This window comes from Pseudoxanthomonas daejeonensis (assembly GCF_022637495.1).
In the GTDB taxonomy this organism is placed as follows: Bacteria; Pseudomonadota; Gammaproteobacteria; order Xanthomonadales; family Xanthomonadaceae; genus Pseudoxanthomonas; species Pseudoxanthomonas daejeonensis.
Map to the genome: position 1 here is coordinate 3103357 of NZ_CP093331.1, position 25509 is coordinate 3128865.

The following is a 25509-nucleotide window of genomic DNA, read 5'->3' on the forward strand; positions in this document are numbered from 1 at the left end:
GCGAGGGCATCGTGGATTCCGGCCACCTCGGTGTCGCGGTCATGCCCGCTCCTACAAAGAGGGGAGGCGACGGGATCTCGCCAACTTGGGGGCCAGGTTCAGTAGTCTTGGGCGGGCGAGGCGAGGGGTTCGTTGTCGCCGGGCCACCACACCTCCTTCCACCCAACCGGTGGTCGGAGTGCACTTCTCCGGGCGAAGGGTGCGTGTTCCTGGCCACCGACCGGTTAGGATCGCTCAACGCTGTCGCCATCATCCGAGTCGGAGCATCGCATGTATCCGTCCGTCCCCGTTCGACGCCGCGCGGTTGCCGCCGGCCTGCTCCTGGCGATGCTCGGCCTGCCGCCGTTGGCCTCGGCCAACGAGCCTGGTCTGGTCGCCGAGCCTGACCTCACCGCCGAGCGTGACCTCGGGGGTGAGCCTGACCCCGCCGCCGCCCCTGAACCGGCGGCCGAGCCTGACTCCGCCGCCGAGGCTACCGCCGCAGCCGAGCCTGATCCCGCCGCTGAGCCCGCCGCCGAGCCTGCCCCGGCCCCCGGACCTGACCTGGCCGCCATCGAGCGCATCGTTGCCGCGCAGCACAAGGTTTCGCTCAAGCGGTTGAAGGACTGGATCGCGCTGCCGTCGATCGCGGCCGAAGACCTCAACGCGCGCGAGGGTGCCGAGTACATGGCCAGGCTGGCGCGCGATGCGGGCTTCCAGCACGTGGAGATCATCGACACCGACGGCAAGCCGGGCGTGTTCGCCACGCTCGATGCCGGCGCCGAGAAGACCGTGGGCCTGTACTTCATGTACGACGTGAAGCAGTACGACCCGGCCGAATGGTCCTCGCCGCCGCTGGAGTCGCGGCTGGTCGACAAGCCGGGCCTGGGCAAGGTGCTGATGGGGCGCGGCGCGGTGAACCAGAAGGGCCCGCAGGCCGCGTTCCTCGGCGCACTGCACGCGATCCGCGAATCCGGGCAGCCGCTGCCGGTGAACCTGGTGCTGGTGGCCGAGGGCGAGGAGGAGATCGGCTCGCCGCATATCGGCCAGCTGGTGCACCGCCCGGAAGTGGAAGAGGTCTTGCGCGATTCGGTCGGCGTGTTCATGCCGTACGCGGCGCAGGATTCCGATGGCAACGTGACCATTTCCCTGGGCGCCAAGGGCGTGATCGAACTGGAACTGGTCGCCAGCGGCGAGAAGTGGGGACGCGGCCCGAAGAAGGACGTGCATTCCTCGCTCAAGGCCATGGTCGACAGCCCCGTCTGGCACCTGGTCAAGGCGCTGGACACGCTGGTTTCCGAGGACGGCAACACCATCACCATCGACGGTTATCCGAAGGCGCCGCCGATCAGCGCCGAGCACCGGGTGATGGTCGCCGCCGCCGCCCAGGTGCGAAGCGAAGCCAAGGCCAAGGAACAGCTGGGCGTGGAGCACTGGATCGACGACCTGGCCTGGCGGCAGGCCAACGAGCGCCTGGTCTCCCAGCCCACGGTCAACATCGAAGGCCTGGTCGCCGGCTACACCGGCCCCGGCGGCAAGACCGTGCTGCCCGGCCGCGCGGTGGCCAAGATGGATTTACGCCTGGTCCCGGGCATGAAGAAGGACGACGCGATCGCCGCGCTGAAGGCGCACCTGGAAAAGCGCGGCTACGGCGACATCGAGGTCAACGTCAGCGGCGGCTACGACGGCACCCAGACCTCCGCCGGCGCCGAGCTGATCCAGGCCCAGCGCGCCGTGCTCGAACGCCGCGGCATCAAGCCCCTGCTGTGGCCGCGCAACGCCGGTTCGTATCCCGGCTTCGTCTTCACCGACGCCCCGCTCAGCCTGCCCGCCGCCCACTTCGGCCTGGGCCACGGCGGCGGCGCGCACGCCCCGGACGAATACTTCCTGATCGAATCCAGCAACCCGGCCGTGCAGGGCTACGACGGCGCGGTGATGTCGTACGTGGAGTATCTGTATGAGCTGGGGAAGTGAGGGGGTAGCCGACAGGATCGGGCATCACTTTCCGCGCGCGTGTTGGCCGCCCGGGCGGGGCCATCGCGTTCGCCTCCGACATGCGTGCCATCCCGCGCACGCCACCAGGGAGAACGACATGCAGCACGGGCATCGGGTGGGGAAAGCCGTCTTCTGCGCACTGGCCCTGTGGGCCGGGTCGGCGGTCGCGGCCGGCAAGGAGCCTTCGGCGGGCGATTGCTTCAAGGCCGGCTTCGAGTCCAACAACGCCGATGCGGTCGCGGCCTGTTACGCCGAAGACGGGATCATCTGGTTCCCCGGTGGTCCGAAGGCCCAGGGACGCGTCGCCATCCGCGACCGATTCGCCCGCTTCCTGGACGGCTTCACGGTCAAGGAGGTACAGATGACCGAGATCGGGCATGAAGGCATCGGCGATGCCCGGGTGGCGTGGGGCACCTATGCCATCCGCGCGGTCGACAAGGCCAGCGGCGCCGAGTTCACCCAGAGCGGCCGCTTCACCGATGTGCAGAAGAAGATCGATGGACGCTGGCTGTATGTGGTCGACCATCCTTCGGATGATCCGCCGGCCAAGCCGGAGACGGCCAAGAACTGAGCCGTTGGAATTGCGGCAGGCATGAGGGGGCGGAAGCGATTCTGTCCGCCCCAATCTCACCGTGTGGGACGGCGATCGTTAGAATGCGCGCGTCCCGCCAGGGACTGCGGATGCGCCTGCATCCGCTATAGGGGCGCCTGGGAACACTCCCGTACGACCTCCAGCACGCGCCACTGGCCCGTGCGGGTGGTTGTGCGCGCTCCGCAAGCATGCATCTCAAACAGGGGAAATACCGTAGTGAAGAAGTCTGCAACCGTAGTCCTGCCGCTCATTCTGGCCATGCTGGCCCCGTGCGCCGGTGCCCAGTCGGTCTCGCCGGCATGGGATGCCTATCGCAACAAGGAACAGCAGCCGTCGGCCGCTCCCGCGCCGGTTCAAGGCGAAGCACAACCCGCGTCGCAGACGGCTGCGCCCGTCCAGGCGCCGACCTATGCAGCGCCGGCAAGCGTCCCGCCGCCGCCGCACGGCTATACACGTCCTGCCGCCGAACCCAAGGGTGGGTTCTTCCTGGGTGCGCAGGTGGGCAAGGGCTGGATCTATGACGATGTCGACCAGAACGTGGCGGCCATCAATGGCGGTTACCGCTGGCAGGCCGGCGACGTCACCTTGGTCGGCATCGAGCTGGCCAGTGGCCGGTTGGCCGAGACCGACGATGACGGCTGGCGTTACGGCAAGGTCACTTACGGCAGTGTCGGCGCCAATGCGCGCTTCAACTTTGGCGAAGGCAGCCCGTGGTTCGCGATCGCGCGCCTGGGCTACTGGTCGGCCGACGGCGATGGCGACGACGAAAGCGACGTGGATGGCGGCTACGCCAGCTTCGGCATCGGCGTGGACGTGACGCGTAACTTCAACGTCAACCTGATGTACACCAACCACGCCTACGCGACCACCTATTACTACTACGGTGGCTACGAAGAGACCGAGATCAATCGGGCCGACATGGTGACCCTGGGCGTCGAAGCCAGGTTCTGAGTTGTGCAGGGAGCGCAGGCCTGCCTGGCCTGCGCTCCCTTGTCCGGGCTTGTTCCCGGTAGCCGATGCGGGTTTTCCGCGCGGTGGCAACGCCGGCGACGACCGGGGCGGCAGGCCGGAGATGCCTTTGTAGGAGCGGGCATGACCGCGACACCGAGGCGGCCGGAATCACGATGCCGCCGCCGCGCCGACGTCGTCGGTGTCGCGGTCATGCCCGCTCCTACAAAAGCGGGAGGCGGGGCCTCACCAGTCCGTCGGCGCGTAATCCTTCAGGAACTGGCCCCAGACGTGGGTGCCGGTGTTGATGCCGTCGATGATCGGGTCGACGATGCGCGCGGCGCCGTCGACGATGTCCAGCGGCGGGTGGAAGCGTTCCTCGATGATCTTGCGCGCGGCGATCTCCACCGGATCCTCGTCGGTCACCCAGCCGGTGTCCACCGCGTTCATGTGGATGCCGTCGCCGTGGTAATCGGCGGCCGCCGTGCGCGTCATCATGTTCAGCGCGGCCTTGGCCATGTTGGTGTGCGGGTGCTTGGTGGTCTTGAAGTTGCGGTAGAACTGGCCCTCGACCGCCGACACGTTGACGATGTGCTTGTCACGCTCGGGCGTGCGCAGCATCAGCGTCTTCAGGCGCGCGTTGAGGATGAAGGGTGCCACCGCGTTGACCAGCTGGGTTTCCAGCAGCTCCACCGCGGGCACTTCGTCCATCTGCAGGCGCCATGAGTTCCTTCCGCGCAGGTCCACCTGCTGCAGGTCCTTGTCGACGCGGCCTTCCGGGAACAGGTGCGCCTGCCCGAGCAGTTCGTCGGCCAGCAAGGGCACCTGCGACAGTTCCGCCGCGCGCGCCAGGCCGGCCGGCGTGTTGCGCGCCATGCCATCCACCAGCGACTGGCTGCCACCGGGCAGCAGGTCGGCGGCGCGCACGCCTTCGTAGCCGCCCACCAGCTTGCGCACGTGCTCGGGCAGGGTGTGCAGGCCCGCGGTCTCGCCAGCCATCATGTGCGCGTAGAACGCCGGCGGGCGGCGCACGGTCTGGCAGGCGTTGTTGACGATGAAGTCGAGGCGGTCGCGGGTGGCGATGAGTTCGGCGCAGAACGCCTCGACGCTGGGCGTATGCCGCAGGTCCAGGCCGAACACTTCCAGCCGGTGGCCCCACTGTTCGAAGTCCGGTTCCTGCGCGTAGCGCTGCGCCGAATCGCGCGGGAAGCGCGTGGTCACGATCAGCGAGCAGCCGGCGCGCAGCAGCTTCAGCCCGGCCTGGTAGCCGATCTTGACCCGCCCGCCGGTGAGCAGGGCGACGCGGCCGCTCAGGTCGGCCGTTTCGGTGCGCTTGCGGAAATTGAACTCCGCGCACGCCATGCACATCTGGTCGTAGAAGTGATGGACCTGGGTGTACTTCTGCTTGCAGACGTAGCAGTGCAGCAGTTCGGGCGACTCGCCGACCGAGGCCACGTGCGAGGCGTCATACGAGGACACCGGATCGGCCGCGTTGTTGCGCGGGTCGTGCTGGCCCGGCGGATGCGGCGGGAAGTAGTTGGGCGTGGTGAACACCGGCTTGCGGCGCAGCGTGCGGATCCCGGTCTGGTCGAGCAGAGCCTCGGTCTTTTCGGCCTTCTCGCGGGCGCGTTCGCGCGCGTCGTTCCTGGCCTGCTTGCGCCGCGTGCGCGGTTCGGGATGGTGCACGAGCGCCACGGCCTGCAGCAGGCCGATGCGTTCGTCGTCGTCGAGCGCGTCGAGCACGCTGCGGTCGTCGCGGATCGCTTCGAGCAGTTCCCGCGCGATACGCGCGCGCTCGGGCAGGGTGGCATCGCCGGCGGCGGCGCGGGGTGGGGTGGTCATGGGCTGGGCAACGGATTCGGATCGGGGCGCGCGGGGCGGCCGGGTGGGCGCTTGCGCGGGAGGCGGGTGGCACGGGTGCGAGGCGCGAGGCCTGCCGGGGGCGACATGGTACGGCATGCGCGGCCGGCCCCCTGAAAACGCGGTCAGGTACGCCTGTGATCGATGCGGGTTTCCCGCACGGTCGAAGCTCACGGCGAGGGGCGGGGGTTCTGATCCCGTGGAGGAAGCGGTCGTTTCGAGGGGGCGTGTCCTGGCGGGTGTTGGCGCGTAGTGCCCCGTGGGAAGAAGGAGATGGGGAAAAGCAGGGGCAGAGGTGTGTCCCTGCCGCAGATGTGTCCGGTAGACCGGGCAGCCCTGTGGATCGCCGCACGCGGTTCACATACGCTTCCGGCACCCGCATCCGACGACGGTTGTTCGATGGCTTCCAAGGACTGCCTCACCGCCCTGATGTTCGCGCTGGCCGCGACCGCCGCCGGTTTCGCCTGCGCCGCGCCGCCGGGGCCGGCTGGCGGCAGGCCGGGCACGTCGGTGCCCGCGGGCGATGCCGCGTTGTCGCGCCAGGCGGGCCCGCCCGGGAAGCCGGCATCGGGCGCGCCCGGCCCCGCCTTCGAATACGCCTACATCCCGCCGGCCTCGCGCGACCTCAAGGACATATACCGCCGCGTGCGCGAGGCCGACCTGTGGCGGCAGCTGCCGGAGGTGCAGGAGATCGACGGCATGTTCGCTTTGCCGCGTCGCCTGCGCTTCGTCACCGCCGAGTGCGGCGAGCCCGGCGCGTTCTACCGCCCGGAGCAGGCCGAGGTGGTGCTGTGCTACGAGACCCTGCGCGCGCTCTACGCGCAGGGCCAGGCGCACCAGCAGGCGCTGGGGCTGGGCAAGGACCATCCGCTGCGCTACCTGCGGGCCAACGTGCGCTTCATGGTGCTGCATGAAACCGGCCACGCGCTGGTGGACCTGCTGGACCTGCCGGTCACCGGCCGCCAGGAAGATGCGGTGGACCAGCTGGCGGCGATCCTGATGCTGCGCTTCGGCGGACTCGCCGAGAGCCCGGGCGAGGTGATCGACGACCTGCGCCTGGTCGCCAACTGGATGCTCACCCGCAGCACCGGCGCCTATGACCTGGACGCCTTCGCCGACGAGCATGCGCTGGGCGAGCAGCGCTTCTTCAACCTGCAATGCCTGATCTACGGCACCGATCCGGACGACTTCGCCGGCATGATCGAAGCCGGCGACCTCACCGCCGCCCGCGCCGCCGGCTGCCCGCGCGAAAGCCGCCAGACCAGCCGCGCCTGGGTGCGCCTGTTGCTGCCGCACCTGGCGCCGGGGAGGGAGGCGTATGCGGACGAGGCGGTCCGGTATCTGGAACGGGGTGGGTGAGGTCGCGCAGGCTGGCGATGCTCAGGCAGCCTGCATCACCTCACGGCAGGTGTTGGCACCAGTACTGGATCTCGCTGCTCTTGCTCGGTTCGTAGACGTACTGGAAACCGCTGAAGCCGTAGGCATCCTTGCGCGCATCGAAGGGCGGTCGCCAGGTGGCCTGGTGGATCAGGACCGGATCGCCGCTGCTCATGCCATAGGTGTAGGCGCGGATGAACTTCCCGGTGGTGGGCAAGTCGGCATAGACCAGCTTGAACTCGAAGTAGCGGCCGATCTTGCGGCCTTCGACGGTGTAGGGCGTGGCCGTCGGTGCCGCGTCCACGATCCATTCCTCGCCGCCATAGATGAGGTGGCAGCGTGCGGTCGCGGCCTGGGCGGCGCCGCACGCCAGCAGTCCGCAGAGCAGCAGGCAACACGGCAGGAACGTGCGCATGGGGGGCTGCATCACGGGGCTCCCTTGCACAGGTTGACGGTGGTCGCGCCGGCCTGGCCGCAGGGGCTGGCCACGCCTTCGGCGGGCCATGGCACGCCATCGGCGTCGAGCCTGGCCACGTGCGTGCGCCAGTTGCGCACGCCTTCCGGGCCGACCTGCGCGGACAGCACCCAGCCGGTGGTGGTGGCTTCGGTCTCGAAGCTGTTGAACAGGAAATTGCCGAGGCTGTAGATGATCGGCTTGCCCTTGTAGACGTCGGCGCCCTGGGTCACGTGCGGGTGCCCGCCGACCACCATGTCGGCGCCGGCGTCGATCATGCGCCGGGCGAATGCGCGCAGGCGCGGGCTGGGCTGGGCTTCCTCCTCCCAGCCCCAGTGCAGGTAGGGGATCACGATGTCGGCGTGGTGGTCGCGGCGCGCGGCGACGATGTCCTCGATCACCTGTTCGTCCTCGCCGCTCCAGGCCACGCCCGGGCGGGTCGCGTCGGCCTCGAACGAGCGCGGCTTGAACTCGACGTAGCCGAGCAGGGCGATGCGCAGGCCGTCGCGTTCCAGGATCAGCGGCGCATGCGCCTCGGTGGCGTTGCGGCCGCCGCCGAAGCCGGGCAGGCCGGCGCTTCGCATCAGGTCCAGTTGCTCGGCGAACGCTTGCTTGCCGAAATCGCCGGAGTGGTTGTTGGCCAGCGACAGGCCGTCGAAGTGGCGCTTGAGCACCGGCAGCACGTTCGGATCGGCGCGGAAGGTGTAAGGCTTGGCCAGCGCGTCGCCACCGGTGGCGACCACGCATTCCAGGTTGCCGATGCGCAGGTCGTGCGCATCGAGCAGGGGCGCGAAGGCGTGGAACGGATCGATGCCGGCGGTGATCAGTTCACCGGGGCGCTCGGCGACCATGACGTCGCCGACGAAGACGATCGAGACTTCGCGGTCGGGCGATGCGGGCGATGCGGGCGCAGCGATGGCGGCTACGGGGAGGAGGGGCAGGCTCCAGGCGAGCGCGGCGAGCAGGAAGGGGGCGATTCGCGGCGCATGGGCTGGCGAAGCGGAGTGCGACGCCGGGCGCCGCGGGCCGGCGGCGATGAAGGCCTTCAGCCCGAGGCATACCCTGATTGAACCTGTTGCCATCGATCCGCTCCCCAGCGGGTACCTGACCAGTTCCCGGGTGATCCGGGTGCCTGCCGCCCATGACGCGATCGTACTCCGTATGTGTTGGGCCCTTGCGTAGGAGCGGGCATGACCGCGACACCGAGGCGGTCGGAACGGGCGATGCCTTGGGATCCGGCGGCCTCGGTGTCGCGGTCATGCCCGCTCCTACAAGGGCGGGTTAGGGTTTCTGCAGGAGCGGAATTCAGGCCGCGAAGCCGAGTTGGTCGGCACGGGCGACGCCCTGCGGGATCCGACGGGCTCGGTGTCGCGGTCATGCCCGCTCCTACAGGGGCGGGTTAGGGTTTCTGTAGGAGCGGACTTCAGGCCGCGAAGCCGAGGTGGTCGGCACGGGCGACGCCCTGCGGGATCCGACGGGCTCGGTGTCGCGGTCATGCCCGCTCCTACAAGGGCGGGTTAGGGTTTCTGTAGGAGCGGACTTCAGGCCGCGAAGCCGAGTTGGTCGGCACGGGCGAGGCCCTGCGGGATCAGACGGGCTCGGTGTCGCGCTCATACCCGCTCCTGCGAGGGCGTGGCCCGCTTCGCCTTGCTCAGGGCACGCCGGTGAGCTCGGCGCTCAGCGCCACCAGCCGTGCACGTGCCTGCGCATCGCCGGCTTGCGGGTCCATCGGGGACACCGGCTTGCCTTCGAGGTAGAACGCGCCGGGCTGCAGCGTCGGTGCGGTGATCAGGCCCATCACGTGGTCCCGGCCCTCGGCGACGGTGGTGCGGGCGGGGATGCCGATGCCCTTGACCATCGTGGTGTCCATCAGCGTGGCCGGGTGCAGGGAGATCATGGTGACGCCGCGCCCGGCGAACGCGGGGGCCAGCTGCGTGGTCATCATCGCCTGGGCCAGCTTGCTCTGCGCGTAGCCGCGATGGTGGGCGCCGGGTTTTTCCAGCATGACGTCGTCGAAATCGATCGCCGCCGCGGCGCCGGAAGAGATGTTGACGATGCGCGAGGGCGCGGCCGCTTCCAGGTTCGGCAGCAGCCTGTTCACCAGGATCCAGCCGGCGAGGTAGTTCACGACGAACTGCAGCTCGTAGCCGTCTTCATTGGCGCTGCGTCGCGGCGCGTTGTTGAAGGCGATGCCGGCGTTGTTCACCAGCAGGTCGAGCCTGGGATAGTCCCGGGCGATGGTGTCGGCGAAATCGCGCGTGGCCTGCAGCGAGGAGAAATCGGCGGCGATGAAGCGGGCCGAGCCCTTGCCGGACCGGGTGATCTCGTCGACCACGGCCTGGCCGCGTTGCGCGTTGCGGCCATGGACGATGACGTGCGCACCGTCGGCGGCCAGGGCCAGGGCGAGCTCGCGCCCGAGCCCGTCGGTCGAACCGGTGACCAGGGCGGTCTTGCCGGCGTAGGAGAGCGGGGCGTCGGCGGCCTGCGCCTGCCGCGGTGCGACGGCAAGCAGGACGGTCAGGGCGATTGCGGCGAGCAGGATGCGCATGGCGAAGCTCCGTTCGGGCAGTGGCCAGCATAGGCCAGGAACGCGGCCGGCGGCTGTGGAATCCGCTCCAGGGGCGTGCTACAGGCAGCCCGTGCCCGTCCGGGCACGTCGCGGGAAGCCTCCGATGAAAGCAGCCATCGCATGCGCAACGCTTGCCGGTTTGCTCGCCCTGGCCGGGCACGGTTTTGCACTGGCCGAAGGCGGTTGCGGCATGAACAGCAACAAGCCCTGCGCCGAGCAGGGAAAACACAGCGCCAAGGAGCCGGCGTACGCCGGCATGAACAGCAACAAGCCCACCGCGCAGAAGGTTGAAACCGTGCCCGCGCGCGCCGACGTGCAGGCCAAGGCGCCGGAGGAAACCGCGGCCAAGGCGACGCTGACCGGGGTCAGTGGCAGCGACCTCAAGGTCAAGCCCAAGCCGCCCAAGACCACGGAGAAAGAACCCGCCCGGTAGCGGGGGAGGCAGCGTCGGCGTGCAGCGGCGTCGTGGCGCCGGGTCCTGCCCGGCGGCCACGATGCGACCCCCGGTCGGGATCAGGCCGGCAACGCGCGGTTGCGCCCTTCGGCCTTGGCCCGGTACAGCGCTTCGTCGGCTGCGTGCAGCAGGTCATCGGGCGTGCCGCCCCGCGCCGGACGCACGCTGGCGGCGCCGATGCTGATGCTGAGGCGGCCGGCCACGGTCGAGGCGCGGTGCGGGATCGACAGCTCCTGCACGGCGGCGACCAGTGCGTTGGCCAGGGCGAGCGCGGCGTCGGCGTCGCAGTCGGGCAGCAGCAATGCGAACTCCTCGCCGCCGTAGCGCGCGGCCAGGTCGGCTTCGCCACGGACCTTCGCGGCCAGGGTGCTGGCCACGGTGCCCAGCGCATCGTCGCCGCCGAGGTGGCCGTAGCTGTCGTTGTAGGCCTTGAAGTCGTCGACGTCGGCCAGCAGCACGGCCAGCGGCGCGTCGCGCCGGGCATGGTCGTCCCAGGCCTGCAGCAGCCGCCGGTTGAATTCGCCGCGATTGGCGATGCCGGTGAGCGCATCGATCGCGGCAAGGCGACGCAGCTGCGCGTTGGCCTCGCGCAGGGCGTCGGTGCGCTGGGTCACCTCGCGGGTCAGCGACAGTTCGCGCCGGCGCGCGGCGCGCAGGCGCAGGCGGACCAGCCCGGCTATCGCACCCAGCCCGGCCAGCACCACCAGCAGGCGCAGCCACCACGTCTGGTGCCACAGCGGCAGCAGGCTGAACTGCACCGAGGCGCCGTCCTGGTTCCACACGCCGTCGTTGTTGCTGGCCATCACGCGGAACACGTAGTCGCCGGGCGGCAGGTTGGTGTAGTACGCGGTACGCAGGCTGCCGGCCTGGTTCCAGCCGCGGTCGAAGCCTTCCAGGCGGTAGCGGTAGCGCACCGCGGACGGGGCGACGTAGCTCATCGCGGCGAACTGCAGTTCCAGGCGCTCCACGCCCGGCCCCAGCCGGCCGGGATCCAGTGGATCCACGTCCACGCCATCGACCAGCATCCGCTCGACCGTCACCGGGGGCGGCTGCGGATTGCCCTGCATGCTGTCGAGGTCCACCACGACCACGCCCTTGGCGGTGCCGAACCACAGGCGGCCGTCGTCGCTGCGCGCGGCCGGCGTCTGCGAAGCGCCGTTGCCCTGGGCGTTGAGCATGCCGTCGGCGGTGCCGAACCAGCGCGGCTCGACCTGCGGTTTGCTGCCGTCGTCCAGCGCCTGCAGGTCGGCCTTGGCGATCCGGCCGATGCCGCGGTTGGAGCTGAACCAGAAGTTGCCGCGTCCGTCGTCGAGCAGGGCGAACACCGCGTCGCCATGGAAGCCGGCGCGTTCCAGGTAACGGGTCACCACGCCGTCGCGGATGCGCACGATGCCCACGCTGGTGCCCAGCCACAGGTCGCCTTCGGGCGTGGGGTGGAAGGCGAACACGCTGGTGCCGGGCAGGCCGTCGGTACCGCAGCGATCGAACACGCCGGCGTGCAGGCAGTGCAGGCCGCTGCGCAGGCCGATCCAGAGCCGGCCGTCGGGGTCTTCGTAGAGGGCGCGGGTGTCGTCGCCGCGACTGCCCTCCACCACATGCACCTCGTCGCCTTCGATCCGCGCCACGCCTTGCAGGGTGCCGGTCCACATGCCGCCTTCGCGCGCCGGCGCGAACGCGAAAACAATGGTGCCGGGTAGGCCGTCGCCGATGCCCAGGTTGCGCGCCTTGCCATCGCCGTCGAAGCGGGTGACGCCTTCGGTGCCGCCGACCCACAGCCGGCCTTGCGCGTCGGACACGATCGCGCGCACCAGCTGGCTGGGTAGCTGCGCGTTGTAGTCGGCGGCCGGCTCCAGGGTCTGGTCGCGGTAGCGGGCCAGGCCGCCGCCGTCGGTGCCGATCCACAGGTCGCCGCCCGGGACCTGGTGCACGGCGCGCACGGCGTTGGAGGCCATCTGGCCTGTGACCGTGACCAGCTTGGACTGGCTGAGCCGGTGCAGGCCGCTGGAGGTGGTGCCGATCCACAGGTTGCCTTCGCGGTCCTCGAACATCGAGCGCACGGTTTCTCCGTGCATGCCGGCGAGGCGCTCGTCGCAGGCGAAGCGCTCGGCGGTCAGCCGGCACAGGCCCATGTCCAGTGGCGCGAACCAGACCGTGCCTTCGCGGTCGCCGAACAGGTGGTAGATGCGGCGGCCGTCGAGCGCGGCCGCGCGCGGCTCGCGATGGAAGCGGCCGTCGCGGAAGAACGCCGGTCCAGCCTGCGTGCCGGCCCACGCCGTGCCGGCCGCGTCGATGGCCAGGCTGTAGACCGCATTGCTGGGCAGGCCCTGCTTCTCGTCGTAGACCGCCACCCGCTGGTCCTGCCAATGCACGACGCCCACGCCGTCGGCGGCGATCCAGACCCCGCCGTCTGGGGCGGCGACGATCGCCCGGTAGAAGCCGCGCGGCGGGAAGCCGTCGGCGTCGCCGAGCAGTCGTGGCTCGCCACCGACGATGCGGACCACGCCGGCATTGGTGGTCAGCCACAGCGCCCCGGTGGTGTCGGTCACGATGCCGAACACGCTCTCGATGCCCTCGGGCAATGGCACCGGTTCGAGGGTGCGTCCGCGCTGCCGGTACAGGCCGCCGTTGAGGGTGCCGACCCAGATGCCGTTTGCGCCTCCGTCCTTGCCGACCGCCGCGCTGACCGCGGTGATCGCCGAGCTCTTCAGGGCCGGGGCGCTGCGCGGGTCGATGGCGTCGAAGCCGGCGCCGCTGTGCCGGACCAGGCCGCCATAGGTGGCCAGCCAGATGGCACCGTCGCCCTGCTGGGCGATCGACAGGACGGTGCCCTGCGGCAGCTGGTTCTCGTACCAGACATGGGTGAACTGCCCGATGGCGCGCTGGGGGTCCAGGGCGTGGGCGGGTCCGGTGGGGAGGGTGGCGCACAGGACGGCGCACAGGAGGCCGCGCAGGACATGCGGCAGCAGCGCGCAGGCGCGCTGGACATCAATGGACATGCGGCATTCCGACATCGGTCCCCTAACCGGTCTGTGCGCATGGTACCAGCACGGGTGGCGCGGGCCTGTGGAAATCGGGGGCCGAGTGCGGTTTCCAGCGTCGGGAGCGCGCTCCAGGACGCGCGCCACGGGGTGCGACGGCGGCCTGCCGTTGCGGGACTGCCGGGTCTGGCCGGGAAGGGGGCTAGCAGGCGTCATCCCGGATGCCGACGCGTCGATCCGGCGGCAGCTGCCGCCTCCTGCGGGGCGCAGGAACTCGGGAACGGAACCACGGTCGCACGTCATCGGCCGACCCGACGCGGTACGATGCCGCACCCCCTTGATTGCACGTCGCGACTTCCTGCCGTGATCCTCCGCATGCGGGCCCGCAATCCCCACGACCCCCTGGCGGCATGAGCGACACCACGAAGCAACCGGCACCCGGAGCCGAGCCCCGGATCACGCGCCAGCAACCGTGGATCGCCGCGATCCTCAGCGTGTTGCTGCACGTGCTGTTCCTGCTGATCCTGCTGTGGTCGTCAAAACCCATCGTGACCACCCCGCAGGGCGCGTCCAGCAGCGGGCGGATGAAGGTCAATTTCGTCGGCGAGCCGGCGCAGGCCGAACAGGACGCGCCGGTCAGCCCGCGACCGACGCCGACCCAGACCGCCAAGCCCCCGGCCAAGCCGGTGGTGCGCGAGCGCGCCGACCCGAGCAAGCCGGTGCTGGAGGCCACCTTCATCCAGCCGCCGAGCGAACCGGAGCAGGAGCCCGAAACGCGCGAACGCCAGGAATTGCCCAGCGACAGCCAGGCCCAGGCGCCCGCGGCCAGTTCGCCGGCTCCGGCGCAGCGCCGGCCGGAGACCTGGACGGGTCGGCCACCGGGCATGCTCGAGGAGGACGTCGCCAACGACGACGGGCGCGGGCGTGGCCCGGTCGAGCGCGACGGCAACCAGCGCGACATGGCCGCCGGCGAGCCGAGCATGGACGTGGGCGGCTTCCAGATCATCTACGACCTGCTCGGCGAGGAGCGCCTGCGCGGCTGGATCGAGGCGGGCATGAAGGAGGTGTCGATCCCGCTGCCGGGCACCCGCTACCTGATGGTCTGCCCGGCCGAGGTCGCGCTGCGGCGCGGCTCCAGCAAATGCCGCCTGCTCGACCCGGGCGATCCGGAAATGGACGGAGTCGGCGATGCGCGCCAGGTGATCACGGTGATGTACGTGTACAAGCGCGGCGAACTGGTCTGGCGGGGGCCGGGGCCGTACCGGTGAGCGCCGCGGTATCCAGGCGCGCCGCGGGTGCCCGGGTGCTCCGTTCCCGCCATCGCCGTGCTTTCCGTACCATGCCCGCATGAGCACCCGTCCATTGCCGGCCACGGCCCGCCCCGAGCCGCCGCACGTCCTCCCCGAGAGCCCCGACGTATACAAGACCCTGCTGGAGTCGACCCGGGCGATCCCGTGGAAGATCGACTGGGCGAGCATGCGTTTCGCCTACATCGGCCCGCAGATCGAGACGCTGCTGGGCTGGGAGCAGGACAGCTGGCAGACGGTGGACGACTGGGTGGCGCGGATGCATCCGGACGATCGCGCCACGGTGGTGGACTTTTGTGTGTCCCAGTCCCGGGCCGGCGTGGACCACGAGGCCGACTACCGGGCGCTGACGCGCGACGGCGGCTACGTCTGGATCCGCGACGTGGTCCACGTGGTCCGCGACGCGGCCGGCGAGGTGGATTCGCTGGTCGGCTTCATGTTCGACATCAGCCAGCGCAAGCACGACGAGGAAGAGCTGCTGCGGCTGCATCGGGATCTGGAGCAGCTTTCGCTGACCGACAGCCTGACCGGAATCTCCAACCGCCGCAGCTTCGACCAGTGCCTGGAGATCGAATGGAACGCGGCGCGGCGCAGTGCCCAGCCGCTGTCGCTGGTCGTGCTCGACCTGGACCACTTCAAGCAGTTCAACGATGCCCACGGCCACCTCGCCGGCGACGAGTGCCTGCAGAAGATCGCCGGGGCGCTGCGGGCGATCGCGCGACGGCCCCGCGACATCGTGGCCCGTTTCGGTGGCGAGGAATTCATCCTGCTGTTGCCGGAAACGGGCGCGGCCGCAGCGGCTTTGCTGGCCCAGGAGTGCGTGGCGCGGATCGCCGCGCTGCGGATCGCCCATGGCGGGCAGGGCGCTGGTGCGTTCGTCACCGCCAGCCTGGGCCTGGGCACCGTCGCACACGTGGACGCAGGCGCGACGGCGCGCGATTTCCTGGAGGCCGTGGATGGTTGCCTCTACGCGGCCAAGCGCGCCGGCCGCAACCGGATCGAGACGCTGCAGGGCACGGCAACGGACCGGCCCCAGGCCTGACCGGGGGCACCGTCACGCGTGCTGTCTCTCGGGGATACCCGAAGCGGACGGCAAGGCCTGCATATGCATATGCATGCGCCGGCGCGGCGTCCGGGATGATCGGCTAGGATCGGGCCGGCAGACGGCGTCGACCTGCGGTGCGGTCGACGCAGGGACAGGCCTGCGACATCGGCCATGCAACGGAGGCGGCATGCGGATTCACGGATGGGTGGTGTACGCAGGCCTGCTGTGCGGCATGGCGACCGCCGTCGCGCACGCGGGCAACGACGACGCGTCGATCGACCGGGACGACCAGCAGGTGATGAGCACCATTGCCTTCCTCGATGCCCACCCGGACCTGAAGTACCGGCGCGAGGGCTGGCTGGCGTTCGAGGCCGGCGACTACGAGGCGGCGATCGGCCACCTCACGAAGGCGGCCCGCTTCGGCGACAAGATGTCGCAGGCGATGCTCGCGGAGATGGCGTGGAAGGGGCAGGGGCAAACGGTGGATCGTCCGCTCGGCTATGCCTGGGCGGACCTGGCCGCCGAACGCGGTTACCGGCAGTTCGTGGCGCTGCGCGAACACTACTGGGGCCAGCTCACGCCGCAGGAACGGGAGCGTGCGATCGAGGTCGGCCAGCCGCTGCTGCCGCTCTACTCGCAGGAAGTGACGCAGGTGACGATGAGCAAGCACCTGCGCAAGGCGCGGCGCTACATGATCGCCGGCCGGGTCAGCCGCGGTGGGGATGTGTACGTTCCGGGCGTGGGTGGCCTGTGGACCAAGATCCGTGGCCACGACTTCTACGCCGAGAAGTTCTGGAATCCGGAGTGGTACCAGGAATGGAACGACCAGGTCTGGATGGATCCGCCCAAGGAGAACGTGGATGTCGGCGAGCCGGCCACGGTGCCGGGCAGGGAGTGAGTCGGCCGGGTTCGTCTCCACATCGATGGTCCTGCAGGGAGGGTTGCGGCATGCGGAAGAGCGGATGGATGTTGGGCGTTGGCCTCATGCTGGGCATGGCGACCGGCGTCGTGCATGCGGAGGAAAAAGCGGACCCGTTGATCGATAGCCAAGATCAGCAGGTGATGAGCACCGCCAGCTTCCTCAACGCCCACCCGGACCTGAAGTACCGGCGCGAGGGCTGGCTGGCGTTCGAGGCCGGCGACTACGCGACGGCGATCGGCCACTTCACGAAGGCGGCCCGCTTCGGCGACAAGATGTCGCAGGCGATGCTGGCCGAGATGGCGTGGCAGGGGCAGGGGCAACCGGTCGATCGTCCGCTCGGCTATGCCTGGGCCGACCTGGCCGCCGAACGTGGCTACCGGCAGTTCGTGGCGCTGCGCGAACGGTACTGGGCCCAGCTCACGCCGCAGGAGCGCGAGCGTGCGATCCAGGTCGGCCAGCCACTGCTGCCGGTGTACTCCCAGGAGGTCACGCAGGTCGCGATGAAGAAGGAGCTGCTCAAGGCACGCCGCTCCATGACGGGAAGACGCTTCAACCGCGGTGCGAACGTCGTGGTGCCGGGTCCGGGCCCACTGTGGACGACGATCCGCGGCCACGACTTCTACGCGGAGAAGTTCTGGAATCCGCAGCGGTACCAGGAATGGACCGACCAGGTGTGGAAGGACCCGCCCAGGGAGAACGTGGACGTCGGCGAGCCGACCACGATCCCGGGCAGGCAGTAATCGGGGGCAGGCTTATCCGCGCAGCGCCGCCTCGATCGTGGCGATGTCGATCTTGCGCATCGTCATCATCGCTTCGAACGCGCGCCGGGCCACGGCCGGGTCCGGGTGGGCGATGGCGTCGGTCAGTACGCGCGGTGTGATCTGCCAGTTCAGGCCCCACTTGTCCTTGCACCAGCCGCAGGCGCTTTCCTGGCCGCCGTTGTCGACGATCGCGTTCCACAGGCGGTCGGTCTCGGCCTGGTCATCGGTGGCGACCTGGAACGAGAACGCCTCGCTGTGCTTGAAGGCCGGTCCGCCATTGAGGCCGATGCAAGGGATGCCCAGCACGGTGAACAGCACCGTCAGCACGTCGCCCTGCTTGCCGGAGGGGAAATCGCTGGGGGCGTGGAACACCGCGCCGACCGCGCTGTCGGGGAAAGTCCTGGCATAGAAAGTCGCAGCCTCGAGCGCCGCGCCGTCGTACCACAGGCAGATCGTGTTCTTCGGGGTCATCGGGGGTTCCTTGAGGTATTGCCGGTTGTATGGGTCCGACGGATGCCTGGGTTGGAAATCGACACGGCGGTTCGCGGGGTCGCAGCTGAGGCCGGGAGTAGAGCGGAAGCGGGATCAAGCGGGAGAGAAGGTCGCCGCGGGCACGGTGAAGGGGTTGGCGCAGCTCCGCGCAAGCCTGTCCGCCCGCGATGCCGCGGGCCTGTCCCCGGCCGCGGCCGCACTGCGTTGGAAGGCAATACATCCCCAGCGAGGTTCGGCCATGGCGACGACGGCGAAGAAGGCGACAAAGAAGGCGACGAAGACAGTGGCCAGGAAGGCCGGGGGCGGCGGCACGCCCGGCCGCGCCCGCGATATCACCGTCGCTCCCACCTACCGCCCGACCGTGGCGACCGGACCCTTGCGGGTGACCGCGCAGGGCGCCACGCTCAAGGATGACGGCCGCCTGATCATCGTCGTGCATGTCACCGATACCGACGGCGTGCCGGTGGCCGGACTGAAGGTCGCCAACTTCAAGCTCTGGCAGATGGGCCATCTGTTCGATTCGCTCGACGGATTCTTCGTGGTCGAAGTCGAAGGCGTCGCCGGCCTCGAGGGCACCTACCAGCTGGTGCGCAAACCCTGGTCGCTGGTCGGCAACGGCACCATCCCGTTCTTCGTCCGCGTGCAGAAGGGCGCGCTGCGCAGCGGCACGGCGATGACCTTCATCGTCAAGGTGCGCGAAGGGCTTGACGCGTAGGACGTCGCTGCGCGCCGCGACGCATGCAGCGCCGGCATCGATTGTTGCCCGAAGGTGACGTTGTTACCCTGCCTCGGAACCTGGCCTCCATGGAACGACGGCATGCATCGACGACATTTCCTCGGCAGCGCGACGCTGGCGGCAGCGGCGCTCGTGCTGCCGCTGGCCCATGGCGGCGCTGCACTCGCCGCGCCGCGTCGGCGCGTCCTGCCGCTGCCGCTCAATCCGGGCGATACGGTCGGCCTGGTCAGTCCGTCGGCGGCGACCGACGACCCGCTGGACCTGCAACTGGCGCAGGAGGCGATGCAGGCGCTGGGGTTGAAGGTCAGGCTTGCGCCGCACCTGGCCTCGCGCCGTGGCCACCTGGCCGGCAGCGATGCCGAGCGTGCCGGTGATCTCAATGCGATGTTCGCCGACCGCGAGGTGCGGGCGATCGTCTGCGTGCGCGGTGGCTCCGGCGCGGCGCGCCTGCTGCCTTTGCTCGACTACGAGGCGATCCGGCGCAACCCCAAGGTGCTGCTGGGCTACTCGGACATCACCGCGTTGCACAACGCGCTGCTGTCGCAGGCCGGCCTGGTCAGCTTCCACGGGCCGATCGGTTCGGGCAGCTGGAACGCCTTCAATGCCGACCAGTTCCGGCGTGTGTTCTTCGCGCGCGAACTGATGCAGTACCGCAACGTGTCCGACCCCGGCGACGAGCTGGTCCAGCGCAGGAACCGCACCGTCACCATCACCGGCGGCACTGCGCGTGGCGAGCTGGTCGGCGGCAACCTCAGCGTGCTGGTCGCGCTGGCCGGGTCGCGCTACCTCCCGGATTTCCGCGGGAAGATCCTGTTCCTGGAGGACGTCTCCGAAGCGCCGTACCGGGTCGACCGCATGCTCAGCACGCTCAAGCTGATGGGCGCGCTGGACCAGGTCGCCGGGGTGATCTTCGGCGAATGCACCGAGTGCGATCCCGGCGGCGGCTTCGGTTCGCTGACGTTGCCGCAGATCTTCGACGACCATTTCAAGCCGCTGAAGGTCCCGGCGTACCGCGGCGCGATGATCGGCCACATCCGCCAGCAGTTCATCGTCCCGGTGGGTGGCCAGGTGGAGATGGATGCCGACGCCGGGACGTTCCGGATGCTGGAGCCGGTGTTCCAGGGCTGAGCGACCGCGCCAGGGTGCGGTCGCGCGATCCTCCGTGCGGCCAGGTCAGGCGGCGTTGTCGCCCGGCTCGGCCGGCTCGGCCACTTCGGTGTCGCGCTCCCAGCCTTCGTTCTGCAGCACCAGGCGCTGGATCGCGGTGACGCCGTGGTTGGCGTCCAGTTCCGGCAGCACTTCGATTTCCGAGGGCCAGCAGCGATAGATGTTGTAGGCCAGCACCAGCTGGCCGGCTTCGTTGCACAGCTCCAGCCGCACGTCCTTGCGGAAGTCCTTGAGCGCGACTTCGGCGCCCCTTGCAGCCTGCAGGTTCCAGACCCGGTTGGCCCAGCGTTCGAATTCCAGGTCATGGGTCACGCCACGCTCGATGGTGATCGGCTCGAACTGGATGGCGCCCGGCGACTTGCGCGTGGACGACGGGTCGTTGCCGCTGCGGTGGGTGACGACGTCGGTGGTTCGCCGCAAGGCGCTGACCTTGGAGATGCCGGCGACCACGCGACCGTCCCAGATCAGGCGGAACTTGTAGGTCTTGTACGGATCGTGCCGATGGACGTTGACGTTGAACTCGGGCATGTCGTGCTCCGGGGACGATGGCGGATGCGGCAATGCCTGAGTACTACGCAAGTCTCTGCGCCGGCAGGACAGATGCGCGTCGACCCGCTGGACGATGCCAGCGTGCGCGAGCAAGCCGGACTCCGCGGCGATCCTGCAGGCCCCTTTGTCCCGGCCGCAAACGTCACCCGCGCTCAGCGATTGCTGTAGCTCGCATTGCCCAGCCCGGTGCCGATGGTCAGCACCGCCCACCGCCTGGTCTTGCGCATGCGCCGGTGCTCGCTCAGGCCCTGGACCACGGCATCGTTGTGCAGGACGACCTGCGGCGGGTTCCCGTCGATCGGATCGAGGTGTGCGGCGAGCGCCTCGGGCAGCTTGAACGGCTGCTCCCAGTCGCCCGGGAGGTTCTGCGCGCCGTGCGACAGGGTTCCGTCGGCTTCCACTTGGCCCGGGCAGGCCACGCCGACGAACGGGGCGAGGTCGATCCCGCGCGTGCGCGCCTGCGCGGTCAGGCCGTTGAGCATGGCCGCGAGGCGGATGACCGCTTCGTTGCGTGACGGCGCATCGTCGGCGTGGCGCCACTTGAGTACTTCCAGCACGCGCGCCTTGCCGCCATCCGGGTGCTTGCCAAGGCGGTGTTCGACGATGCCACAGCGGATGTTGGTCCCGCCCACGTCCACCGCGAGGAACGCGGCGCGGTCGCGGTGCGTGCGCGGCAACAGTGGCACCCAGCCCAGCAGGCCGCCCTCGTCGGCGTCGTGTCGCAGCGGGTGCAGGGACACGTCCACATCCGCATGCTCCAGCAGGCAGACCGCGCGGCGCGTCGCCAGTCCACCGGCCTCGTGGTCCGGGAAGCCGCCGCCGAGCACGATCTTCTCCACGCCCTTCCATTGCGGCTGGGCGAGGAAGACCTGCACCACGTGCACGAGCCGGCGTGCGTACTCCTCCACGGCCAGGTGCACGAGATGCGCGGCATCGGGATCGCCGCCGACCAGGACCAGGTCGATCTCCTTCTTTCCAAGCTCGGTCGACGGGGTCTTGCCGAACGGATCCTTGCCGGTGCGGTGATGCTGGCGCGCGGTCTCAAGCAGTTCGCGGAACGCGGTCTGGCTCGCGCGGTCGCCCAGGAAGCCTTCCCCGTCCGGATCGGGTACGAGCAGGTTGTAGTGGTCGATGCGCAGGCCTGGAAGTCGCGAGGCACCATGCATTCCACGCTCGTCCTTTGCAGTAGGGCGGGAGGACTTCGCCCGCGCGGGTGTCGGATGCGTGGGCATGTCGCGTGCAACCGCGCGCGTCAACGCGTGGTGTCCGGACCGTCGCCCAAGGCGTCGGCCTGGCCGAAGTCCGGCTGCGTGCTGCCGTCGCGTTCCGGCGTGCCGTCGGGTTCGCCGCGCCCCAGCTTGCCGCCCTTGCCGTAGCCGCGCTGGTTGTAGCCGCGGTTCTGCGCGGTGTCGGCGTCCACGCTTCCGTGCGTCGGCGCGGCGGCATCGCCAGCCTTGTCGCCAGCCTTATGGCTAACCTGGGGTGGCGGTGCCTGCGAAGCTGGCGCGTCCTTTCGTTCTGGCTTCATGGTCGTTCTCTCAAGGAGTGCTGCAACAGTGCGCGCAGCGGCGTCAGCACACGATCAAAGCCGTGCGAGCGTGGAGTAAATGGCGGACCAGCCACGCCGCCGGCTTCACGCCTTCGTGGCGGGGCGCATGCGAAGAACATCGGGTCTTCCCCGCGGACTTTCCTGTCATGAAGGATGTTGCTGGCATGCAGGTCGAAAGGGTCGCGATCGCAGGATCCGGCCTGCAGGGCACGCGCGTGCAGCAGGCGCGCGTCCCGGGCGCGCTGTTCATCCATGGTTGGACCGGTAGCCGCCAGGACATGGCCGGGCCGATGATGGCAGCGGCGGCGGCCGGTTTCGCATGCCTGGACTACGACCTGCACGGGCACCGCGCCACGGCGGACCAACGCGCGCAGGTGACCTTGCGCGGCAGCCTGGCCGATGCGGTCGATGCCTGCGATTCACTTGCCGCGATGCAGAACGTGGACGGCGATGCGATCGCGGTCGTCGGCAGCAGCTTCGGCGGCTGGCCGGCCGCATTGCTGACCACGCAGCGGCCGGTACGCTGGCTCGCTTTGCGGGTGCCGGCGCTGTATCCGGACCAGTGGTGGGACCGTTCCAAGGAGTCGCTGGACGACGCTGGGCTGGCGGCGTACCGGCATTCCAGGCGCGATCGCGATACGGACCAGGCGCTGGCAGCGTGTGCGGCGTTCGAAGGCGAGGTGCTGCTGGTCTGGTCCGGCCACGACGAGCTGCTGCCGGAGGGCGTGTCCGAGAGCTTCCAGGTCGCATTCCCGCGCGCGCAGGCGCTGACCGTGCGCAAGATCCGCAATGCCGACCACGGCCTGAGCGGCGGACGCAGCCGTTCGGAGTACCGGTCCCTGCTGGGGGCCTGGCTGGGCAGTGCGCTGGCCGCACGGCGCCGGCGCGGACTGCTGCCGGTGCTCGAGCCGGACGCGGAGTAGGGGGCGGAACCACCGATGGCATCGGCCAAGGACACCGCGCTGCTGATCCTGGACATGGTGAACCTGTTCGATTTCGAAGGCGGCGGGCGGTTGGCCCGCGATGCGCTTTCGATCGTGCCGGCACTGTCCGCACTGAGGGCGCGCTTCGATGCAGCCGGTGCCCCCGTCGTCTACGTCAACGACAACTTCACCCACTGGCAGGGCGAGTTCAGCGACCTGATCGGGCGCTGCATCGCCGCCGGTGGCGTGCCGGCGACGATCGTCGGCCGGTTGCGCCCGGCGCCGCACCACTACTACATCCTCAAACCCAAGCATTCCGCGTTCCTGGCGACCGCGTTGCCGGTACTGCTGGCCAAGCTCGGCGTGCGCCGGCTGGTGGTTACCGGACTGGCGGCGGATTCGTGCGTGCTGGTGACCGCGCAGGACGCCAACATGCGCGAGTACCGCTTGTGGGTGCCCCGCGACTGCGTCGCCGCGCAGACGCCGGCGCGCAAGGAGGGCGCCCTGGCCATCGTCAGGACGGCGTTGCTGGGCGACGTGCGTTCGAGTGCACGAATGGATGGGCTGTTTCCGGTGTAGCCGGGAACCGGCAGCAGCTCCGATGCGTGTTGCCTATGCCGGCGTGCGCAGCGCCGACGGTGCAGTACCTGGCGCCGATGCGTCCAGCGATTCCAGCCAGTGCAGCACCGACCGCTGCAGGTCCAGGGCCGAGGCGCAGTCGCGGGCGAGTCCTTCCAGGTGGGCATGCCGCGCGTACGGCATCAGGTCCATGTACGCAGCGATCTCGCGCCGTTCCAGCCGGACCCAGTCCGGAATGGCCATCAGCCTCGCCGAAGGCTCGATCGAACCGGCCAGGCGCGCGCGCAATGCCGGGTCCAGGGTTTCCAGTGCGCGGGCGAGCCGGCCCAGCTGGGCTTCGGTTTCGACATGGTGCAGGTCGGCGCGCTCGCGCACGTCCCACGGCAAGGCCGCGTTGTTGGCGATGGCTTGGAGGACGGACAGGCCGTAGTGCTCGACGCGACAGGCGTCGGCGAGGCGGAGGTCGAGGGTGGTGCGCGGCGCTGCGTCCATTGCAGGTCGATGTGGGAGGTGGATGCGTACGCTGGCATCACGCCGGTGAAGGCGGCATCCAGAATCGGGCCGCAGTTGTCGGATTCGCACACGCGAAGCCCGATTGGCGGCATGGATGCGGCCCGCGCCCGCATCGTGCTCAGTCCGGGAACTGCTCCACGTGGGTTTCGCCGCGTCGGCCGTAGTAGGTGACGTGCCGGCCCGCGATCCACACCGTGTAGCCGACGCAGCCGGCGGCCATCGACAGCCGCTTGAATTGTGGATACGTCACCACGCCGCGCTGGGAGCCGGCGATGGCCGTCTTCAGCGCGACGGTGTTGAATCCCTCCGGGATGGGCATGTCCGGCGTCTCCAGGGGCAGGTCCAGCGGGGCCCCGTCACGCGGGTAGTAGGTGGCGCGGGCGCTGCGGTAGTCCACGGCGTAGCTGTCCACGCCCGCCACGACCATCAGTCCGATCACCTGGCCGAAATGCAGCCGTCCTTCAGCCGAGCCGGCGGCCGCTTCGCGGATCAGCTCGTGCGTGGCGTGGGACATTGGACTCCTTCGGAACTGTCGCGGTGGACCGCGTGGACTCTACTCCCCGGGCGTGATGGCGCGGCGAGGGCGAACCGATCAGCTGCCGCGCTTGTGGAAGTACACCTGTTCGGCCGCCCAGCGCAGCGGCGGGGTCTGCAGCAGCAGGTCGAACGGCCAGTCGAACGGCATCCGGTCGTAGGCCCAGCGCAGGGCACGCTTGAAGCGGAAGCGCGGGGCGGCATCGATCGCCACCTGTTCCGGTTCCGGGCCTCCATCGCGCAGCCGGGCAGCGATGGCCCGCCCGACCGTCCAGCCGTGCTCCCAGGCCGAATGGATGCCGCCAGCGGTGACCGGCGAGACCACGCCGGCAGCATCGCCGACCAGGATGGCGCGGTCGCGGGCCAGGTCGAACACCGGGCCGCTGCACGGGATCAGCCCGGCGCGGGTGGTGCCGGGCCGCAGCAGGCGCGGCAACCCGCCAGCCTGGCCCACGCGTAGCAGGAAGTCGTCGATGTCGGGAACGCGCGCGCGCGCCGGGTCGTGGCGCAGCGCCAGCCCGGCCTGGATCCCGGTCGGGTTCTGCGCGATCCAGCCGATATAGCCCGGCGCATGGCGGCGGCTGATGAAGCAGTGCAGGGCGTCGGGATGGGCGAGCCGGGCACCCGGGAATTCGTACTCGATTCCGTAGAGGAACTGGCGCACACCACCCAGGCCGCAGTGCCGCGCCACGCGCGAGCGCGCACCATCGGCCCCGACCAGGTAGCGGGCGTGGCCGACGCCATCCACGCGCCAGCCCTCGGTGCTGCGTTCGCAGGAGGTGAACGCACTTCCCAGGCGAAGGTCGACCCCATTGGTCCGCATCTGCGTGGCAAGCCAGCGCATCACCGCCGGCGTGTCGGTGGTGAGGAAGTAGTAGCCCGGCGCCGCCAGCGCGACCTGCTTCAGGCTGGGTGCGTACAGGCGTACCTGTTCGACGCGCCGTACCATCGTGGCTGGCACGCGGCCGAGCAGGGTCTGTTCGGCCGCCTCCTTCACGATGATCCCGGTGGTGTGCAGTTTCTCGCCGGGGTCATGCTTGCGCTCAAGCACGCACACGTGCAGTCCGCGCTGGGCGGCGGCGATCGCGCAGGCGGCACCGGCGAAGCTGGCGCCGACCACGATCAGGTCGGGGGTTGAAGCGGGCATTGCGGCCCCACCGTCATCTTGGGATGGCGGAAGACTGGAGGCGGCGTGCGGGGCGTGGAAGAAGCGGGCGTGAAGTGGC

The 25509-nt window shown here is 69.7% G+C and carries 25 protein-coding genes; 13 read left to right on the forward strand and 12 right to left on the reverse strand.

Annotation, left to right across the window (positions count from 1 at the left end; translation table 11 throughout):
* The first annotated feature begins 270 nt into the window (after positions 1 to 270).
* From MNQ95_RS13925 to MNQ95_RS13935, 3 genes are all read left to right on the forward strand, one after another.
* Positions 271 to 1953, forward strand: coding sequence for a M20/M25/M40 family metallo-hydrolase (locus MNQ95_RS13925; RefSeq protein ID WP_241953226.1), 1683 nt, complete (start codon positions 271 to 273; stop codon positions 1951 to 1953).
* A gap of 118 nt (positions 1954 to 2071) precedes the next feature.
* Positions 2072 to 2545, forward strand: coding sequence for a YybH family protein (locus tag MNQ95_RS13930; protein WP_241953227.1), 474 nt, complete (start codon positions 2072 to 2074; stop codon positions 2543 to 2545).
* A 237-nt stretch (positions 2546 to 2782) separates the two neighbouring features.
* A complete protein-coding gene (locus MNQ95_RS13935; RefSeq protein ID WP_241953228.1) occupies positions 2783 to 3517 on the forward strand; it encodes a porin family protein in 735 nt (244 codons plus the stop codon).
* 243 nt (positions 3518 to 3760) lie between these two features.
* On the opposite strand, the gene MNQ95_RS13940 is transcribed toward MNQ95_RS13935, so the two are convergent.
* On the reverse strand, positions 3761 to 5356 hold the full coding sequence (locus MNQ95_RS13940; RefSeq protein WP_241953229.1) for an SDR family NAD(P)-dependent oxidoreductase: 1596 nt from the start codon (positions 5354 to 5356) through the stop codon (positions 3761 to 3763).
* Between the two features lie 417 nt (positions 5357 to 5773).
* On the opposite strand from MNQ95_RS13940, the gene MNQ95_RS13945 reads away from it, so the two are divergent.
* On the forward strand, positions 5774 to 6733 hold the full coding sequence (locus MNQ95_RS13945) for a DUF4344 domain-containing metallopeptidase (protein WP_241953230.1): 960 nt from the start codon (positions 5774 to 5776) through the stop codon (positions 6731 to 6733).
* Between the two features lie 40 nt (positions 6734 to 6773).
* On the opposite strand, the gene MNQ95_RS13950 is transcribed toward MNQ95_RS13945, so the two are convergent.
* The 3 genes from MNQ95_RS13950 to MNQ95_RS13960 form a co-directional block, all read right to left on the reverse strand.
* A complete protein-coding gene (locus tag MNQ95_RS13950; protein ID WP_241953231.1) occupies positions 6774 to 7178 on the reverse strand; it encodes a hypothetical protein in 405 nt (134 codons plus the stop codon).
* On the reverse strand, positions 7178 to 8287 hold the full coding sequence (locus MNQ95_RS13955) for a CapA family protein (protein WP_241953232.1): 1110 nt from the start codon (positions 8285 to 8287) through the stop codon (positions 7178 to 7180). Before MNQ95_RS13955 ends, MNQ95_RS13950 begins: the two co-directional genes overlap by 1 nt.
* 569 nt (positions 8288 to 8856) lie before the next feature.
* Positions 8857 to 9753 carry an SDR family NAD(P)-dependent oxidoreductase gene (locus MNQ95_RS13960; protein ID WP_241953233.1) on the reverse strand — a complete coding sequence of 299 codons (897 nt, stop codon included), beginning with the start codon at positions 9751 to 9753 and terminating at the stop codon, positions 8857 to 8859.
* Between the two features lie 124 nt (positions 9754 to 9877).
* Here MNQ95_RS13960 and MNQ95_RS13965 point away from each other — a divergent pair, with 124 nt between their 5' ends.
* The gene (locus tag MNQ95_RS13965) at positions 9878 to 10207 is read left to right on the forward strand and encodes a hypothetical protein (protein ID WP_241953234.1); all 330 of its coding nucleotides are present in this window, start codon (positions 9878 to 9880) and stop codon (positions 10205 to 10207) included.
* An 80-nt stretch (positions 10208 to 10287) separates the two neighbouring features.
* Here the strand turns inward: MNQ95_RS13965 and MNQ95_RS13970 are convergent, their stop codons facing one another.
* Entirely contained in the window at positions 10288 to 13224 is a 2937-nt protein-coding gene (locus MNQ95_RS13970; RefSeq protein WP_241953235.1) for a ligand-binding sensor domain-containing diguanylate cyclase, read from the reverse strand.
* 392 nt (positions 13225 to 13616) lie between these two features.
* On the opposite strand from MNQ95_RS13970, the gene MNQ95_RS13975 reads away from it, so the two are divergent.
* The 4 genes from MNQ95_RS13975 (at position 13617) to MNQ95_RS13990 (ending at position 17220) form a co-directional block, all read left to right on the forward strand.
* The gene (locus tag MNQ95_RS13975) at positions 13617 to 14474 is read left to right on the forward strand and encodes a hypothetical protein (RefSeq protein WP_241953236.1); all 858 of its coding nucleotides are present in this window, start codon (positions 13617 to 13619) and stop codon (positions 14472 to 14474) included.
* A gap of 79 nt (positions 14475 to 14553) precedes the next feature.
* The gene (locus tag MNQ95_RS13980; RefSeq protein WP_241953237.1) at positions 14554 to 15555 is read left to right on the forward strand and encodes a GGDEF domain-containing protein; all 1002 of its coding nucleotides are present in this window, start codon (positions 14554 to 14556) and stop codon (positions 15553 to 15555) included.
* Positions 15556 to 15745: 190 nt separating this feature from the next.
* Complete coding sequence (locus tag MNQ95_RS13985) at positions 15746 to 16456, forward strand: SEL1-like repeat protein (RefSeq protein ID WP_241953238.1); 711 nt, start codon at positions 15746 to 15748, stop codon at positions 16454 to 16456.
* 164 nt (positions 16457 to 16620) lie between these two features.
* Positions 16621 to 17220, forward strand: a complete 600-nt coding sequence (locus MNQ95_RS13990) for an SEL1-like repeat protein (RefSeq protein WP_241953239.1) — start codon at positions 16621 to 16623, stop codon at positions 17218 to 17220.
* Between the two features lie 12 nt (positions 17221 to 17232).
* On the opposite strand, the gene MNQ95_RS13995 is transcribed toward MNQ95_RS13990, so the two are convergent.
* On the reverse strand, positions 17233 to 17712 hold the full coding sequence (locus MNQ95_RS13995; RefSeq protein ID WP_241953240.1) for a VOC family protein: 480 nt from the start codon (positions 17710 to 17712) through the stop codon (positions 17233 to 17235).
* Positions 17713 to 17971: 259 nt separating this feature from the next.
* Between MNQ95_RS13995 and MNQ95_RS14000 the strand changes: the two genes are divergently transcribed.
* Together MNQ95_RS14000 and MNQ95_RS14005 are read left to right on the forward strand one after the other, a co-directional pair.
* On the forward strand, positions 17972 to 18448 hold the full coding sequence (locus MNQ95_RS14000) for a hypothetical protein (protein ID WP_241953241.1): 477 nt from the start codon (positions 17972 to 17974) through the stop codon (positions 18446 to 18448).
* Between the two features lie 102 nt (positions 18449 to 18550).
* The gene (locus MNQ95_RS14005; RefSeq protein WP_241953242.1) at positions 18551 to 19597 is read left to right on the forward strand and encodes a S66 peptidase family protein; all 1047 of its coding nucleotides are present in this window, start codon (positions 18551 to 18553) and stop codon (positions 19595 to 19597) included.
* Between the two features lie 45 nt (positions 19598 to 19642).
* Here the strand turns inward: MNQ95_RS14005 and MNQ95_RS14010 are convergent, their stop codons facing one another.
* From MNQ95_RS14010 to MNQ95_RS14020, 3 genes are all read right to left on the reverse strand, one after another.
* Positions 19643 to 20164: a phage tail protein gene (locus MNQ95_RS14010; protein ID WP_162410574.1), complete on the reverse strand. Its 522-nt coding sequence runs from the start codon at positions 20162 to 20164 to the stop codon at positions 19643 to 19645.
* A 173-nt stretch (positions 20165 to 20337) separates the two neighbouring features.
* Positions 20338 to 21351, reverse strand: coding sequence for an ROK family protein (locus tag MNQ95_RS14015; RefSeq protein WP_162410573.1), 1014 nt, complete (start codon positions 21349 to 21351; stop codon positions 20338 to 20340).
* An 86-nt stretch (positions 21352 to 21437) separates the two neighbouring features.
* Positions 21438 to 21713: a hypothetical protein gene (locus MNQ95_RS14020; protein WP_162410430.1), complete on the reverse strand. Its 276-nt coding sequence runs from the start codon at positions 21711 to 21713 to the stop codon at positions 21438 to 21440.
* Between the two features lie 185 nt (positions 21714 to 21898).
* Between MNQ95_RS14020 and MNQ95_RS14025 the strand changes: the two genes are divergently transcribed.
* Together MNQ95_RS14025 and MNQ95_RS14030 are read left to right on the forward strand one after the other, a co-directional pair.
* A complete protein-coding gene (locus MNQ95_RS14025; RefSeq protein WP_241953243.1) occupies positions 21899 to 22657 on the forward strand; it encodes an alpha/beta hydrolase family protein in 759 nt (252 codons plus the stop codon).
* A gap of 15 nt (positions 22658 to 22672) precedes the next feature.
* A complete protein-coding gene (locus MNQ95_RS14030; protein WP_162410571.1) occupies positions 22673 to 23236 on the forward strand; it encodes a cysteine hydrolase family protein in 564 nt (187 codons plus the stop codon).
* A gap of 33 nt (positions 23237 to 23269) precedes the next feature.
* Here MNQ95_RS14030 and MNQ95_RS14035 read toward each other — a convergent pair whose 3' ends face one another.
* The 3 genes from MNQ95_RS14035 to MNQ95_RS14045 form a co-directional block, all read right to left on the reverse strand.
* The gene (locus MNQ95_RS14035) at positions 23270 to 23728 is read right to left on the reverse strand and encodes a hypothetical protein (protein WP_241953244.1); all 459 of its coding nucleotides are present in this window, start codon (positions 23726 to 23728) and stop codon (positions 23270 to 23272) included.
* Positions 23729 to 23867: 139 nt separating this feature from the next.
* On the reverse strand, positions 23868 to 24263 hold the full coding sequence (locus MNQ95_RS14040; protein WP_162410569.1) for a DUF1398 domain-containing protein: 396 nt from the start codon (positions 24261 to 24263) through the stop codon (positions 23868 to 23870).
* A 78-nt stretch (positions 24264 to 24341) separates the two neighbouring features.
* A complete protein-coding gene (locus MNQ95_RS14045) occupies positions 24342 to 25430 on the reverse strand; it encodes an NAD(P)/FAD-dependent oxidoreductase (protein ID WP_241953245.1) in 1089 nt (362 codons plus the stop codon).
* Between the last annotated feature and the right edge of the window lie 79 nt (positions 25431 to 25509).